Below are 17,555 nucleotides of genomic sequence, written 5' to 3' on the forward strand. Positions count from 1 at the left end.
TTAAAGACAAGAGGTGTTTGTTTTGGGAAAAATATTAATCCTCGGTGCCAGCTCCGATATCGCACAAGAAACAGCGCGTGAGCTTGCTGCCAAGAAAAATAATCTTATTCTGACTGCCCGAAACATAGAAGACCTTCAGATGCTTAAGAGTGACCTGGAGATCCGCTATGGCATCGAGGTGACAACGAAGCAGTTTGATGGACTTGACTTTGATAATCATGAACAGTTCTTCAATGGAATCGTTGCTGAAGCTGGCAACCTTAACGGCATTCTCCTCATGTATGGAGCGATGGACGATCAGAAGGAAGCGGAACAGTCCTTCTCTATTTCGAGGAATATGATCGACGTGAACTACACTTCTGCAGTATCGATTCTGAATATCGCTGCTAACTATTTTGAAAAGAAAAAGAGTGGCTTTATCTGTGCTGTCTCATCAGTAGCAGGAGATCGCGGCAGACAGAGCAACTACATATACGGCTCAACGAAGGCAGGGCTCTCTGTTTATATGGAAGGGTTGCGCAATCGCCTTCACAAGTCAGGTGTTCAGGTGTTGACAATCAAGCCAGGCATGGTTGATACGAAGATGACGTATGGGGTAGTTGACGAAGGTCCTCTTCTCGCAAGCCCATCGACTGTAGCAAAGGATATCGTAAAAGGGATTGTGAAGCGCCGTGACGTCTTGTACACACCTTGGTTCTGGTTTGTCATCATGCTCATCATTAAGTTGATTCCTGAGAAGATTTTCAAACGGACGGATATCTAAATGAATGCAACTCCAAAGAACACGCCTGAACGAATCATACCGAAGCTCGTCATCGGACTCATGCTCGGCATCATCGTCATGGCGTGTTTCCTTCTGTTCACAGACCTTAAACAAATTACACATTCAATTGCAAAGATGCCGAAACTCTGGCTGATCCTTGCCTTCGTTCTTACGTTCGGCAGCTACTGCTTCCGCTTGTGGAAGTGGCATGCATTTTCACGCTGGTCAAATTTCAAAATTGGCTTCAGAGACAATACAGCAATCTTCTTCATCGGACTCATGATGTCCATTACACCGGGAAAAGCCGGCGAGCTGATCAAGTCCTATCTGTTACAGAAGAAAGGTAATGTACCCTACTCTGCTTCATTGCCTATCGTCATCTATGACCGACTGACAGATTTGCTCGCAATGATGGCGCTAGTCGGCATTGGTCTGCTCGTCTACCCATTCGGCCTTACATCATTGATTGGTCTGTTGCTGCTCATTCTTCTGTTCGCAATTGTAATCCAGAAGAAATCATGGATGGCTGCACTGATCGACAAATTGACACACCACCCGAAGCTGCAGCGATTCAATGAACCGCTCCACAGCTTTTACAGCCAGACGCTCTCTTTGATGCGCTTCCGGATTTTAAGCTTTTCATTCATCATCAGTTTCATCGCCTGGTTCCTGGAATGCGGGAGTCTTTATGTACTTATACATGCTTTCGGAGCAGATCTTTCGCTCCCGGCAAGCATCCTGACATTCAGTCTTGGTACAATTGCCGGCGCCCTTTCGATGATACCTGGAGGCCTTGGAGCTGCAGAAGGAAGCATTACCGGCCTGCTCGTCTACTTTGGCCTGAGTGGCAGCCTTGCAGTTACTGTTTCACTCGTAGTCCGCTTCGTAACGCTCTGGTTCGGGGTTATTCTTGGCATAATCGTCTTTCTCATAAAACGGAAAAGCTTCTTCTCCGGCAGCAATTGATTCTTTGTCTAAATTCCTAAAAGCAAGGAGTGACATGCTTTGCCTTATTTTCTGGCACCTTTCATAGCATGGGCAGCGTCCGGCTGTCTTAAATACATAATCAATACAATCAGATTTGGAGAGGATGCTCGCCAGCATATGGGAAATGGCGGCTTTCCGAGCACGCATACGGCAACCGTATCCAGTATCACCTTTCTCATAGGTCTCGGAGAAGGATGGCTCTCACCAATCTTCGGCCTCGCTGTAGCATTCCTTTTCATCGTAATTATCGATGCGACAGGCTTGCGCATTGCAGTCGGCAAACAGGCAGCCGCAGTTAATAGAATGAACGAAGGTGTGGACAGCTATAAGATCCTCCGTGAGAAAATGGGCCATACACGAATTGAGATCCTTGGAGGCTTGTTCGTTGGATTTGTTGTTAGTCTGATTCTTTATTGGCTGTTCTCCCTTTGGGGGTGGTCTTGATGGCAAAACGAATCTTCAGTCCGACCAATCTCCTGCTCGCAATCTTATATGCGATTTTTTGCAGCTTTATCATCTATCTTTCCATTCATGATGAGAATGGATATGTCACATCGGATTCAGCCCATTATTTGCAGCTTGCGCAAAATATTCTTGATGGGCACGGCTTGTCGACAGCCAATTATGTTGATGGCATGAGTACCTATTTCGCAACATGGCCTGTCGGTTATCCAGTACTCATCGCCCTCATCTCAATTATTACAGGTAGCGGGGTCTTCTGGGCGTCCAAGATATGCAACATGCTTTGCCTGCTCTTCTGTTTCATCTTATTAAAGCGCCTGTTTGGAGAGAGAGCAGTATTCGCCTCTTTAATTTTCTCGATAAGCACTCTCGTAAGCATGTTCGTCTATACGTGGTCAGAGGTTCCATTTCTTCTGGGCATGCTTTGGCTCGCCTTCGGAATGACACGTTATATGGAAACAAATAAGAAACGCTATGCAGTACATATGGCGCTCGCTGCCCTTTTCATGTTCCTGATGCGGTATATTGGACTCATTGGCGGAGGAATTATCGGTCTCATTGGCTTCCTTTATCTATTCAGGAAAAAATGGAAACAGATGTGGACATGCTGGATTGCTGGGGGCTCTGTCATTGTAATTGCAGGCCTTTACTTGCTTAATAATCAGCTGCGTAATGGACTAGCGACAGGTATGGAGCGCATCCCTCGTGCTGAGACTGCGAGTGAATTTGCAACAATGCTGAAAGACAGCATCCTTACTGAGATCAACATCTTTTCTAATGATTTGAATAGCAGTTTGATCGGCTTTATTGTCATAACGATCATTGCAATTGCAATATTCATCCGTCCAAAGCAATTACAAGCAATATTTCAGTTGAAAGGTGAACAGTTTAGGCTGCCGGCCATTTTCCTGTTGATTGGTTGCATCTATCTGATCGCCATCATTTACATGCGCTGGACAGCCTACTTTGACGCGTTCAACTTCCGTTTATTAGGCCCTGCGACTTTCATGTTCAGCCTGTTTCTCATCAGTTGGATCGCACAGTTTGAGAGACCAAATTGGAGTCGCTGGCGAAGCACAATAGGACTCGTTTTGATTATTGCATTGCTCATAAATGTCGGATATGAAGTCCTCTCGCTTGGGAAAAGCAACAGTCCGACCTATTCGGAAAATGTTCAGCAAGTTGAGAAAACATATGAACAGATTCCCCCGAAGAGCATTGTCGCATTCGAAAACTTCCATGCTCGCTATTTGCGACCAGATATTCAGTTCATTAAAGTACACTTCCAGCCATACTTTGCTGATGCGGAAACAGTGAATCAATTTAAAGCACGCGTTACTCCAAATAATGCTGCAGGTGTATATTTACAGAAGAAATCACTATCCGGCTATACGTACGGGAACGGTTTTGCAGAATTAATGAAGCAAGCAGATAGTGAGAATAAGGACTTTATAGAGATTAAATGAGATACGGAAAGACGGCACTCCGCAGATGGAGTGCCGTCTTTTTCTAGCTTTTATTTCAAATCACCAATATTCCATAAGACAACATTTGGCTCCCGATACCAACTGCCAGAGTCATAGAATGCGAGCAGTTTGCCCCCATCATGACTGAATGCCAGATTGCTAACATCGATTGCATTTCCAGCGTTCTGCTGAATCATACGCTTGTTGTATGGCGTAATCAATGTTTTATAATGAGCATAGTCCGAAGTTCTGTAAATATTGATAACGCCATCCTTGCCGCTTGTCGCTAAATATTTTCCATTTGGACTATAAACAAGGTCTACAGGTTTTCTATCGCTACTTTCAAGATCAAGTGAATAGTCCACAAGCATCTTATTGAAATCAATTACATCCATTGTCGGTGCACTTCCATAGTTGCCATACAAGACTGTTAATTGGCTGCCATCATGACTCATCGCAAACCTGGAAACTTCCCCGTCAAATGTCAGTTTCTCTTTCAACTTGCCCGTATTCACATCAAAGAAGAAGAGATTCTTTTCATAAGATACCATTAGAGTCTGCTCATCCGGGGACAGCTCAATCTTATCCTTAGTTGAATAGTAATATGCTTTATCGTAGTCATAATGATTCTCAATCGCTTCAGAAGCCAAGTTCACCATGATTAAGCCTTGCCTGTCGTCAAAGAAAATAACCCTTCCATCGCTCGTATATATTGTTTTGCCCTTACCTTCGAGACTAGCATAGGAATCCGGGTTGTAGGTAAAGTACTTCTCTTGTTGCAGGCGGTTGTCATACAGTTCCAGCTTTCCATTATTACCAATAGCCCCAAGACCATCTGTATAGAAGCGGATAAAGCGATCATCGTAAATCTTTATTAGTTTTCCATTGCGAGCATCCCAGACTTCATTGTCCACAGATAACATCTTATCGTTGGAAGACCATGATGCATCTGGAACGTAGCTGTATGGCATACCAATAGACTTAGTCCAGAAGATTTCACCATACTTCACGGTAATCGGGAAATTCTTCTTTTTCAGTCCAGCCTTCAGCGTCAAAGTCGTCTTACCTTCCTTAAGTGCGGTAATCTTGCCATTCTGATCGACTTTTGCAATAGATGTATCTGCAATCGAGTAAGAAATGACAGGTTTCGCAGCACGGATTGGCTCGTATTGAACGACTGCATTTGTAGGATTTGAGTAGTTGATATAAGCAATATTGCCCTTCAACGCAATCTTAAGGTCCGTAACTTTCTGGATCACTTTAACTGAAACAGTAGAGCGGCTCTTACCAGCAGTCGCAGTAATCTTGGCCGTACCTGGGTACTGCGCTTTGATCGTACCCTTTTTGTCAACAGTTGCTACCTTTGTATTGCTTGATTTGTATGTAACTTTATTCTTTCCTGCATTTGCAACCTTCACCTTTTGGGTTGTTCCGTATTCCATCGTACTTTTGGATACCGAGATTTTGAATGCACCTGCTGCGAAACTGGAGACAGGTTGGATGAAAATGAATAGAAAGGTAATTAGACTGACTAGTAATAGTTTTTTCTTCATAGGAAACCTCCTTGTTTCAATATCTTTTATCACAAATACATACAATAGTCCTTACACGAAACGATTATATAGTTAAAATTATTTATGTGTCCAGTCTTTTAAATTAAAAAAGTAGCTGAGCGACATTTAAATTCGGCAGCTTTTTCTAGTACAAAAAGAGACTATATAAACGGTCATATAGGACTAATATCATCGTTATAAACTTCTCACTTCTTGCCACTAATTTATAAAGAAACTTACTAACTTCAGTATGTTTTATAACAAAATATAAATCTATTTAACAGTATAAACATTAGGCAAAATGTTTTGCACAAAAAGACCAATCGACCTAGAAATCCAGTTACCTAAATGATGTTACAGAGGCGAATATATTTAAAGGTAATAATCAATCATTCCGCCCTTCCCAGACAATTACACGGGAGCAAATGGCTACAGTACTCGTCAAAGCCTTTGAATTGAGCGGCGATAATACTAATATCGAATTAACAGACCTCTTGAAGATTGATGCCTCTCACCGCGATAATGTAAAAGTATTGGCTCAGAATAACATTACAATCGGAAAGATAAATAAAGAAGGAAAGCGGTATTTCGATGGAACTGGCAAACTGACTCGTGTCCAGTTTGCAATTTTCCTTGATAAGGCACTTGGTTCATTTGGAGTCGTGGAAATCAATTAAATTCAAATTTATATGGTAAAAGACCAGTCTCGTGAATTAGTAAAATCACGAGACTGTCTTAGTAAAAAATATAAATTGTTTGACAAATCAAAACAATACAACTCCTCTTTAACACTGCTTATTTTGCTCTCTTGCTTAATAAGTAAAAGCTCTGTGTAAGATTCCTCTAACACAGAGCTACTAATGAAAATAATGTTCTAATTGAATTAACTATTAGCCTGCTATTGGAATGTTATCACCAGCTTCTCCATTAGAGTCGGAAGACCCATTACTAATACCATCTGATATTGGTGCATCTTGGATTCTTACTGTCCCAATATTAAGCTCATTACCGTTGGTCCCTTTTAGTTCTAAAATATTTGTAATCTCTGTTGCAGTATTCAATGCAGAACTAGCATCCTCAGCTTTAATTTTAATAGCTACTGTTTTACCATCGTCTAAGAATTTCAAATCAGCAACTGCTGCTTGGGCTTCACCCTTGTCGGTACTAAATACTAGATTGGCTGTCTCGTTTTGCAATTCAACTACGTTGGAGAATGTTAAAGTAAGCTGACCATCCTTAGCATCCACTGCATCAACTGCATCAACTGCCGCCTTGCCACCAGTAAAGTTCACCGCTGCTTCGTCATTAATTGCGTAAGTCAGGTTGTTGCCCTCAATACCCGTTGTCTCCGCTGTAAGTGTGATGACACCATCTACTTCGTTTGCTGTCACGCCAAGATCAGGTTCTGTAGTATTGATTGCCGTGACAAGGTCAGATGCGCTGTTATAGTCTGTTCCGTATACAAACTCTTTTCCTGCAACGGTTACTTTACCTGCCGCCACTGCATCAACTGCCTCTACTGCCGCCTTGCCACCAGTAAAGTTCACCGCTGCTTCGTCATTAATTGCGTAAGTCAGCTTGTTGCCCTCAATACCCGCTGTCTTCGCTGTAAGTGTGATGACACCATCTACTTCGTTTGCTGTCAGGCCAAGATCAGGTTCTGTAGTGCTGATTGCCGTGACAAGGTCAGATGCACTGTTATAGTCTGTTCCGTATACAAATTCTTTCCCTGCAATCGTTACACTACTTCCTTCATTTCCAATATTTGAATATGTTATTGCACCTGTTGCAGCTTCAGCTTCAGATCCTTCTACCGCTTCAACGCCCTCTGTATCAATGTCTGTAAATATTACTTTGCCCGTTGCTGCTTTAGCTGTAGATCCTTCTACCGCTTCAACACCCTCTGTATCAATATCTGTATATGTTATCTTGCCTGTTGCTGCTTTAGCTGTAGATCCTTCTACTGCATCTACACCTTTCACAGCCTTAATACGTTCTGCTTTTGTAAGCGTAATGTCAGTAGCTTCGTTTTTATACTTATCAATTTGACCAAGTTCAATATCACCATTATCTTTCACTATAACAGGAATTGTCGCCGAATTCCCATCCTGGTCTTTCACGGTAATTGTAGTACTGCCTGCCTTAACAGATTTGATAGCAATATTACCGTCCGGATCTATCTCTGCGGTTGCTATGTTCTCATCAGCGCTAGAAACTTCAGTTCCAACGAGCCCAAGTACATCGGTTGTATTGGCTGTTGAATTGTTTGTAGAAGGTGTGAATGTTACCGTTGAACCACCATCTCCGCCTGTGCCTCCGCTACCTGTATCGCCACCACCATTATTTCCGCCTGTGTCTCCGCTGCCTGTATCACCTCCACCGCCGTTATTGTTACCGTCTCCCTCACCCGGTGTAGGTGCATCAGGGTTGGCTGTCCCATCAATCTGAACAATTTGGCCTTTAACAGCATCATAGTTTTTGATGACATCGTTGATTTTTGTACCTTCTGGAAGTGTGATGTTCTCAATTTTTGTATCTTCACCAAGAGTAAGCTTCACATCTTTATCTGTTATATTTACTGTTGGAACGGAAGAATTAGCTGATGCTTTGATTGTAGCATCAGAAGATACGTTAATTTCTTTAACAGATGAATTTCCAGTTAACTCTAGTATTGCGCCGTCTTTATTTATTTCTACTGTCCCCAAGTTAGAATCTTCAAAGACAGCTGCTCTTGGATCAATTGATGCAGCCTTCACATTTGTAGAGCGTGCGACATTGGCCATATCACTAATTATAGTTTTTCCTGTTATATCAAGACCTTTGCCTTGGAAACCTTCACCATTCAGTATGAGATCCCCGGCAACTTTGAGATTTTGAAGAGATACATTATTTCCATGGACTGTTACATTGCCGTCAATTTGACTATTGCCTCCGTTAATTAAAATCGGTTTCTCTGCAGATCCACTCTTAATAATTTTGAGACCCTTTACATTGACAATCTGCCCATCAGCTACAGTGAAGTCGATTTGTGCTCCCTTTAATGCATCATTGTTTGCTGTACTCAAAATGCCCTTTAAAGCATCAGATACCCGATACGTCCTCCCAGCTATCTTAGCACCGCTATCTGTTACAGCCGAAATGTGAGCTGGAGACTTCATCGCCTTCTCAAGGAAAACTGCAAAATGTACCCGTTTTAGCGGAGCCGACGCATCGAAATAGCGCTCACCTTTTTTGTTCAGCTTCCCTATTGAAACTCCGTTTTGTGCAAGGATTTTTACATTATCACGATGGGATGAATCGACTTTATCAAAATCAATTAAGTTAATTGTGCTGTCATTTCCCCGCAGATCGAATGCCTGTACAATAACCGTTGCCATCTGGTCTCGGCTAATTGGCTTAGTCGGCTCGAACTTTCCATTTCTACCTTTAAAAATTCCAGCCTCTGTTACAGCTGCAATCTCTCTTGCATAATCACTATTTGTCTTAACATCCTTATACATGGATAATGTTTTTTTATAGTCTGGGGAAGGTTCTAATTTCAATGCAGAAACAAGCAAACGTGCTACATGCTGACGAGAAATATTTTGGTAGGGTTTGAAAGTCCCATCCTCGTAACCGCTTACAATCCCCTGATCAGCAAGAGCTTCAACAGATAGTACGTTGTACTCTAACCTTAATTTGGTGTTGTTTCCTCCTCTCTACCAATGTTATGATAAAAACGTTTAAGCGTTTTGTTTAATAGATTAAGATTATTTTAATCATCGTAAAACAATATATTGAGAAAAGAGGAAACATACATGAGGCATTTCACAATAAAAAAACGAAAAACCATTACTGCTGTATTTCTTTCAGCTGTTTTGCTAGGTACAGGCTTAGCAACACCGATACAAATAAAGGCAGAATCAAAAGTAAAAACACAGTCAAAGCTTTCCTATGGCGTAGATTATAAAAATATAGACTATACAGCAGGGAGTACTAAAGCCGGTGTTGATGTAATGGAAGTTAATATTTCCGATCCCTACACCGCTGTCCAACTTGGCAGAGCTAACCCACTTGATAAATTGGCAACTGTTCGAGCACGTGCAACCTCATATAACCAGAAGTATAACCAGATCATTGGTGCCATCAATGCCAATTTCTTTCTGGCTACGCAAGGGAAAGTGACCAGACCAGTTCATTTGATTTCTGAAGATAATCGACTCGTATACGCTGGCTATGTGAACACTGACAAAAATCAATACGTAAATGAGCCTATTGCTTTTGGCATCAATCAAGCCGGAAAAGGTCTGATCGACCATTACAATTTGAACTTAACATACACCTTTAACGGCAAGACTCGAAAAATTTCACACACGAATAGAGAGCGTGCGGAAAATAATACAATTCTCTATACAAGTGACTTCTATAAAACAAATACCGATACAAACCAGTATGGAACAGAAGTAGTACTAAAAGGTCCAGAGAACATGGAACTGACTCTCGGAACCACACTGGAGTTGAAAGTAGATTCAATCCGTAAAGAAGGCGACACGAAGACAATTCCGATTAGCGATAATTACTTTGTGCTTTCTGGTCACGGAACTGCTTCCACGAATCTTCAAGGAATGAAAATTGGAGATACTGTTAAAATCAATGTCGGGATGGACCAGCAATGGCAAGGTTCCGAATTCATGATTGCAGGCGGTCCGCAGCTAGTGAAAAACGGAAATGTAGATATATCTATGAATACCACAAGCTGGCTCGCGAACGCCCCAACTTCCCGTACAGCTGTTGGAATTGACAGTACGAATGGGAAAGTTTTCTTCGTTACAGCAGATACAACCTATAATAAAGGACTATCAATCCCTGAACTCGCACAACTTATGAAAGATCTCGGTGCCGATACCGCTCTTAACCTCGATGGCGGCGGTTCGACAACAATGGCAATTCGTCCGAAGAATTCCGACGCCTTAAAAGTAGTAAACAAGCTACAAGACGGATTTGAACGAGGTGTCTCAGGTGTCCTAATGGCTGCTGATACAGAACCTGAACGAATCTTTAGCGATGTCAGCTATCGTGAAGACCTTTATCCAGGTATACAATGGGCAAAGGATAAAGGAGCAATCAAAGGCTACTCAGACAACACATTCCGACCATATCAGGGGCTAAGCCGTAAACACGGCGCTGTTATGTTTGCAAGCGCACTCTCCCTTCAGCCAGCCGACCCAACTACTACGAGCAAATTGTTCACAGACGTTCCGGCAACCCATGACTATGCACCTCAAATTGGTGCTGTTGCTCAGGCGGGTATTTTTAAAGGTTCTAATCACCAATTTAACCCCGAAAAAATACTGACAAGAGAACAAATGGCGACAACGCTTGTAAAAGCATTTGGATTAAATAACGATGGCTTACCGAAAGCAGAGGTCAATTTAAGCAATGTCGATCCATCTCACCGGGCAAATGTACAAATCCTGGCAGACAATGGCATAACTACACAGACCGACGACTTCAGACCGCTTGAGGCTGTAACGCGAGGACAGTTTGCTGTGTTTTTGCAGAAGGTTAGTGAAATTCGATAATTAATAGTTTTATAGGCACATTCAGATAAGATCGTGGTAAATCTATTATCTGAATGTGTTTTAATTTCAGACTTTATGTATTGACCCCAAAATTAAATATTGAGTTGGTAGCGAAATCGTCTGCCCTAAACTATCTACCAAGACCGTTAATAAACTATATTAATGATACAGTAGGAATCTCTGTCTGAAGTTGTTGAAGCATTAGCAATTGGAAACTTACACCTTACCATTATGAGATTTCTTGAATGTAGTCATGCTGTTCAGGGTTTACTACTGCCATGTCAGGAAATGACAAATATCTATTTAACACAACTCCTTGATATCACAGATTTCTCTAATTCTCCATAAAAGACGCAGACACACTTCCCCTCATCCAAGCGTCGAAATCCTTTTTCAGTTCATAAACTTTAGTGTGGAGGTAAATATTTTAAGAAGTCGTTCCAGTTTCTAGCCAACAGTATATGTACCGAAAAAAGTATCTTGGTGGGGAAATGTCAGAAAGCAATTGCATATAGCCTCTTTTTATTCTAAAAATAAAGTTCTGGGTGCCTTTTTCATATCAAAATCTCCTTATTACCCCAACGTATATTTTAGAGACAAATAAAAAGAGAGAGCCAACCAAATAGGTTAGGTCTCTCTTTTTTTATTCAAAAGATTTAACAAGTCATTATTTAGCAGTGATTGCCTGAGTGAATTCTTCAGACTTTTTAGTAACTGCCCCTTTGCTGTACTCTACCTTAAATTTGATAGAACCAGCATTCCCAGCTGTTGGTGCAGTGAAAGATACATCTTTAATCGATGCAGTTGCACCTGATGAAGCAATTGCTGAATCAACTAATGATTTTACAGCATCTTCAGCCGCAGTTTGTGTATCAACCGTATTTTCTAGTGCACTAGAAAATGTAGACTGAGTAACTGCTTGATCAGCAGAATCAACTGCCGTTGTTTCTGTAGCAAACTTAGCAGCATCTACTTCTTTTTCATTAGAAGTTATATTCGCTTTACCGCCTTCAACAAGCTTGTTGCTGTTGCCGTCTTTAACATTGATGTTACCCTCGCTATCTTTAACAACAGTCACTGTAGCAGCCTGGTTAATATTAATAGCTCTATCCAATGTAAGAACCAATTCGTTCTGCTCGTCGCCAGCATTCACTGCTGTAACAGCAATGTCCGTGCTGTTCAGAACAAACTTGAAGTTTTCTTTGACTTTTCCTGTTGCAGTGCCATTAACACTAACATTTTCAGAGAATGTAACTTTAACTTTATCGGATTGAGTTGCATCCTTGCTTGGTACTACATAAATAGCTTTGCCTTCAATTTGAGGAGAAACGTTATCCTTAAGACCGATAAGCTGTTCGTAAGACTTCTGTTCTACTGTGTTGTTCACAACATAGCGACCATCTTTAGTCTTCACAGAGTTGCTAATTGTCAATTTGTAACTAGAATCTTCTTTTACAGTTTCAGCAGGAAGTTTAATCTGAACCTTTGATTTATCCCCAATGAAGTCAACTGTTGCATTAGTTGGCAATGCCTTACCATCAAGCAAGTAGTTGCTCTTATCTGCTGCAGAGGCATCCATATCCTGCTGGTAATCAATAGTAATAGCATTATCAGCGCTTGCAGTAATGCTATCCGTAGTATCATCAGCTAGCTTACTCTTAAATTGTACATATTTAAAGTTATCAGCGTCAGTTGCTTTAACTGTTGCAGTCAACTTATCATTTTTAGCCCCAGCTACTTGGTAATCAACTACATTGCCAAGTTCAGGTGCATATTGAACTTTATCAGCCTTGACTTCAACAGTGAATGGAGCGCTATCTTTAGCATAGTTATTTGTCTTACCATCAAAGGTAATTGCCAAACGACCATTTGCTACAGTAGTAGCCCCAGAAGTATTTGTTCTATCCGCTCTTGAAACAGAATAATCACCTGAAGGAACAATTACACCATCTTTATCACGTACGACCACATCTGTTGATTGGAATGTCGTAGGCGCATTAGTAGCAGTAGACTGGATAGCTCTATCAAAGTCAAGATAAACAGCACCTTTACCTGACGATGCTGCTGCATCTAGTACGGTTGCAGCTACAGCTGGTTTGTCAGTTGACTTTTTCAAAGTAACTGCTCCATTATACGGGCTTCCGATTAGTCCGTCAGAATCTTTGTAATTCTTAACGTTCACGTTAAGTTGAACAGTATCTTCACCTTTAGCGTAAAGTGGATTATTAGAAGCATCGTTATAGTTATCTGTGATAACTACATAGTAACCAGGTTTCTTCTCATATTCGCCTTTTTTATAGTAGGCTTGGGCAGCGTCACTATTAACACTAGTTATCGTAGCGTTCTTCTCTGTAGCAGTAAATGTATGGTTACCTTTTTTCACTTCAAGTGATGCTGAATCAGCTAAAGTAGCAGGCTTGTTGAATTCAACAAAGAACTTGTTTCCATTCAAAGGAGTAACTGCTTTGACTTCAGGAGCAGAAACCGTCTTATCACTTACTGAGTAGTTTGCATTCAATACGCTTGCCACTGCAGGGTTTGTTGTTGATGTTTCAGAAACATCAAACAATGTTACTTCGTGATTACCTTGTTTAGCAACAGTTGCTTTCTCTGAAGCGCTTACTGATACTGTGTATGTGTAATTACCAGCTTCGTCAGTACCGAACTGTTCTAGTGACTTGTCAGTAAGAGACAATCCGTCAACCTTAACAAGTGTAACATCTGTTTTCACTGGTTTGTCGAAAGTAAACTGAAGTGTCTCACCATTGTCCCCTAGAGCTGCTTTTTGAAGCTTTGGTGCAGTAACATCGCCAAACACCATTGTTGGTGTAGAGTAAGCTTTCAGCTTCAAACCGTCAGTAGAACGAACTGCATCTTTAACACCTACTACAAACTTGTCAGAAGGATTAAGTGGTGTAGCAAGACGTAGAAGAGCTGTTTTCCCTGTAACTTTAACATCATCTACAGTTATTGCTGTTGTAGTTCCTGTGTTTTTTTCAACATTATAGTTAGCTGCATCACCCGCAGAGTCCTTATCAACATCAACGTTGTAAGTGACTTCAACTTCACTTGCGTTAATCGCTTTTACAGATTCAACAGTTACTTCAGTAGCACGTACTACTACTTTAGCGTCTACAGTCTTGTCAGTACCTTCTACAGTACCTGTTACTGTGTAAGTACCAACTTTGTTTGTATCGAGATTAGTAGTATCCCACTTAACTTTTACATCGCCAGTTGTATCATTGTCATACTTAGCTTTAACTGTTTCAGGAAGAGAAGCAGTTTTGCCTTGGTCAACAGTGATTTCAGCTGGTGCTTCAAGTTCAACGATCTTAGGAGCTACAGCATCGCGAGTGTTTACTACGAATGTAGTGAAGCTATCACGTCTAACTTGCTCGAACGGACGGTAGTCTTTCAACTGGTTTGTAAGACCAAGGTTAGCCAAGATTTGAACGTTGTCTCTGTGGCTTGGGCTTACGTTTGACAACTTAACGTCAACTTTTTCGCCTTTGTCAAACTGCTTCAATTGGAAGCCTTCTACAAGGACAGTCGCCATTTGCTCACGAGTGATTGGAGCATAAGGGTTGAATTTGCCTTGCTCGTTACCTTTGAAAATGCCAGCCTGTGTTACAGCAGCAATTTCTTTAGCGTATTCGCTTGTTGCATTAATATCTTTGTAATCTTTCAAAGCTGTTGCAAGATCTTCTGGAACTTTAAGATCCAAAGCCTTTGTGAAGATTGCAGCGATTTGTGCACGGCTGATAGAGTTGTAAGGCTTGAATGTACCGTCTGGGTAACCAGAGATTACGCCTTCACTAGTAAGCTTGTTGATATTGCCGTAGTGGTCGTTTGATGTTGATACATCAGAGAATGATTTATCTGCAGCTGATACAGCTGGTGCAACAGCTACTACTGCTGCTGATGCTGCCATTGTAGAAAGGGCAACTTTGCGAAGATTCTTCTTGCTAGACATGAATAAAATATCCTCCCTTAGATAAAGAAAAAGTTTTTATCTAAATTCCCGTAACAATTAGATGCATCTATTTTAATAGATACTCTACGGGAAGATAGTTTCAGTATTTGCCAAGGAATCCTGCCCATTTATAATTCGGATGAAATGTAATAGTTCAGGGAAAATGGAATCAGACAGGAGTACCTTGTGCTTGAAGCTAAGTATATAGACTGCCCTTTTCCCTGTCAACCAGATTGAGGTTGCGTTTCCACCCAATTACATATATTTACATCACTTACCTAATGGACATGTATTTACCTAAGACAATGTTAGCTTAATTATAATATTTTGCCAAAAAGATTACAAGTTTATGCAGAAACTAATTCAAATATTACAGTTTGATTATCGTTTATTTAATAGTAAGAAAAATAAAAAGTTATTAGTGGTAATGTTGGATAATATAGGTTTCATAGACATAAATACTACACGCCTGCTTAAAATGGGTATAAATAATCAGAGTTAGTCTCACTCAAAAATATGTGCCCCATATTTCCCTAAAGACTCAACTAACATGCTATGAAGATCTAATTAATCATATTCATAGCCACATCGTAATATAGTTCTGCTCTGTAGGTAACCTAATCATCTCTTTCATAAGGTCAATACATTACTTAATTCATTTTTGTACTTAAATTCATCTCCCCTTCATCTTTATATATACTTATCCCATACCATTTCCTTCAAAAGAGCATGGGAACAACAAAAAAAAGGACATCTCATCTGAGTGTCCATTTTTCATAATTAGATTATTGTAGAGGTATTTTCTTCTTGAACTTTGTTTCTTCTGTAAACAATATCCATAATATGTTTCTTCAGCTCGATATTATCGTAATTCGCAAAATCAATAATAAATGTTTCGAGTTCTTTTGGATTCACTTCTGTCGTGCGGCCTACGTAGATTTTCTCAAAGACCGCGTCCGGGTGGATTTCTTCTTTATTCAAAAGTTCTTCATACATTTTCTCTCCCGGACGGATGCCGGTGCACTTGATTGGAATCTGCTCTTCGGTATAACCGGAGAGCTCAATCAGATTGCGGGCGAGGTCAATGATTTTGACCGGTTCTCCCATATCTAGGACGAAAATTTCTCCGCCTCTGGCAAGCGTGCCTGCTTGGATGACGAGACGAGAAGCTTCAGGAATTGTCATGAAATAGCGGGTCATCTCCGGGTCTGTCACTGTCACCGGACCGCCTGCCTCAATCTGTTTTTTGAACAATGGAATGACACTACCACGACTTCCGAGCACATTGCCGAAACGGACAGCTGAAAATATCGTTTTGCTGTGGCGGTCCAGATCCTGGATCATCATCTCGGCGACCCGTTTCGTTGCGCCCATCACATTTGTCGGATTGACGGCCTTGTCAGTCGAGACGAGTACAAAGGAGCGGACTCCGAATGCATCTGCAGCTTCTGCGACATTTCTCGTGCCTATAATATTATTCTTCACCGCTTCATGTGGGTTGTATTCCATGAGTGGAACATGCTTATGAGCAGCTGCATGATAAATAACAGCCGGCTTATACTGCTCAACCACTTCAAATATACGGTCGCGGTCTCGTACATCACCTATTACTGCAGTAACCGTTATACCGAGCTGAGCTGCTTGTCCGCGCAACTCCATGTCAATTGTATAAATGCTGAATTCTCCATGCCCAAGCAGAACGAGCTGTTTTGGATTGAAGCGCATAAGCTGGCGACAAAGTTCGGAGCCGATTGAACCGCCTGCTCCTGTCACAAGGATCGTCTCACCAGTAATATGATCTGCAATGCGTTCCATATCGAGAACGACAGGATCACGACCGAGCAAATCCTCTACTTCAACATTACGGAAGCTGTTAACGGAAATTTTCCCCGTCATGAGATCCTCGATTTTCGGCATCATCTGTGTTTTTGCCGACGTCTTGTGACAGAGGGCAGCGAGTTTGTTCAGTTCCTGTTGTCCAAGAGACGGAATTGCGATGACGATATGATCGATATTGTGTTTGCGGACGATGCGTTCAATGTCCTTTGTCCCACCAAGCACCGGAATGTTGTATAGCTGCATCCGCTGCTTTTTTGGATCATCATCAATAAAACCGACAGGCTGGAGTGCTTGGAAATGCTGGTTGCGGAGCTGGCGGACGACGAGTGTTCCTGCCGCACCCGCTCCAATGATAAGCGCTCGCTTGCTACTTGTTACGCGAGAGTCTGCTTTTTCCCGAATAATGCGCCAGATGAAACGTGAGCCGCCGATCATGAGGATGTGGATCATCCATGTAACGAGCAAAGCCCTTTTGTACAGTGTGAAATCATTGACGAGAAACTGGACGATAGCAGTCGCAATGATTGACCATGTGACCGACTTGGCGATTGCCGACATCTCGCCGACACTCGCATACGACCAGACTCGGTTGTACAAATGATAGACAAACGCGAATATATGGTGAAACACGAGCAGCGCCACTGCGCTGATCAGCAGTGTCGACGTGTGAATAATCGGCTCCCATGGATATGCCAGCCACGTCGCGATGAAGATCGCTGTACTGACAATAACGGAATCCAGGATCACCAACCACGCCAGCCGCACCGGATAACTCATAAGCGACCGATCCCTTCTATTCATGAAAAATGCGCAACGGCTGCGAATTTTCTCCTTATCTTGGATTTTTAATTTGTTGTTTTTATTATAGCAATGTTGAATGGTGGCGTAAATGCAAGGTATGAGCGAGATGGCGTTTTGTGTGTTACTGGGATTCAATCGGTTGGAAATAAG

General features: G+C 41.6%; 10 protein-coding genes. 6 read left to right on the forward strand and 4 right to left on the reverse strand.

Annotated elements, in window-relative coordinates:
- Positions 1-22: 22 nt before the first annotated feature.
- Genes QR721_RS12355 through QR721_RS12370 form a run of 4 tightly spaced genes read left to right on the forward strand, consistent with a single transcriptional unit; the run spans position 23 to position 3,678 of the window.
- Entirely contained in the window at positions 23-763 is a 741-nt protein-coding gene (locus QR721_RS12355; protein ID WP_348027416.1) for an SDR family oxidoreductase, read from the forward strand.
- Positions 764-1,729, forward strand: a complete 966-nt coding sequence (locus QR721_RS12360; protein WP_348027418.1) for a lysylphosphatidylglycerol synthase transmembrane domain-containing protein — start codon at positions 764-766, stop codon at positions 1,727-1,729.
- A gap of 39 nt (positions 1,730-1,768) precedes the next feature.
- Positions 1,769-2,194, forward strand: a complete 426-nt coding sequence (locus QR721_RS12365; protein ID WP_348027420.1) for a divergent PAP2 family protein — start codon at positions 1,769-1,771, stop codon at positions 2,192-2,194.
- Positions 2,194-3,678, forward strand: a complete 1,485-nt coding sequence (locus QR721_RS12370) for an ArnT family glycosyltransferase (RefSeq protein WP_348027422.1) — start codon at positions 2,194-2,196, stop codon at positions 3,676-3,678. Before QR721_RS12365 ends, QR721_RS12370 begins: the two co-directional genes overlap by 1 nt.
- A gap of 50 nt (positions 3,679-3,728) precedes the next feature.
- Here the strand turns inward: QR721_RS12370 and QR721_RS12375 are convergent, their stop codons facing one another.
- Positions 3,729-5,231 carry an Ig-like domain-containing protein gene (locus QR721_RS12375; RefSeq protein WP_348027424.1) on the reverse strand — a complete coding sequence of 501 codons (1,503 nt, stop codon included), beginning with the start codon at positions 5,229-5,231 and terminating at the stop codon, positions 3,729-3,731.
- Between the two features lie 425 nt (positions 5,232-5,656).
- Here QR721_RS12375 and QR721_RS12380 point away from each other — a divergent pair, with 425 nt between their 5' ends.
- The gene (locus tag QR721_RS12380; RefSeq protein WP_348027425.1) at positions 5,657-5,908 is read left to right on the forward strand and encodes a hypothetical protein; all 252 of its coding nucleotides are present in this window, start codon (positions 5,657-5,659) and stop codon (positions 5,906-5,908) included.
- Between the two features lie 213 nt (positions 5,909-6,121).
- Here the strand turns inward: QR721_RS12380 and QR721_RS12385 are convergent, their stop codons facing one another.
- Positions 6,122-8,731, reverse strand: a complete 2,610-nt coding sequence (locus QR721_RS12385) for an S-layer homology domain-containing protein (RefSeq protein ID WP_348027427.1) — start codon at positions 8,729-8,731, stop codon at positions 6,122-6,124.
- Positions 8,732-9,028: 297 nt separating this feature from the next.
- On the opposite strand from QR721_RS12385, the gene QR721_RS12390 reads away from it, so the two are divergent.
- Entirely contained in the window at positions 9,029-10,792 is a 1,764-nt protein-coding gene (locus QR721_RS12390; protein ID WP_348027429.1) for a phosphodiester glycosidase family protein, read from the forward strand.
- Between the two features lie 667 nt (positions 10,793-11,459).
- Here the strand turns inward: QR721_RS12390 and QR721_RS12395 are convergent.
- Both QR721_RS12395 and QR721_RS12400 read right to left on the reverse strand, forming a co-directional pair.
- The gene (locus tag QR721_RS12395; protein ID WP_348027431.1) at positions 11,460-14,765 is read right to left on the reverse strand and encodes an S-layer homology domain-containing protein; all 3,306 of its coding nucleotides are present in this window, start codon (positions 14,763-14,765) and stop codon (positions 11,460-11,462) included.
- 780 nt (positions 14,766-15,545) lie between these two features.
- Complete coding sequence (locus QR721_RS12400) at positions 15,546-17,381, reverse strand: polysaccharide biosynthesis protein (protein WP_348027433.1); 1,836 nt, start codon at positions 17,379-17,381, stop codon at positions 15,546-15,548.
- Positions 17,382-17,555: the final 174 nt, after the last annotated feature.

The sequence above is a fragment of the Aciduricibacillus chroicocephali genome, assembly GCF_030762805.1.
Lineage (GTDB): Bacteria > Bacillota > Bacilli > Bacillales > Amphibacillaceae > Aciduricibacillus > Aciduricibacillus chroicocephali.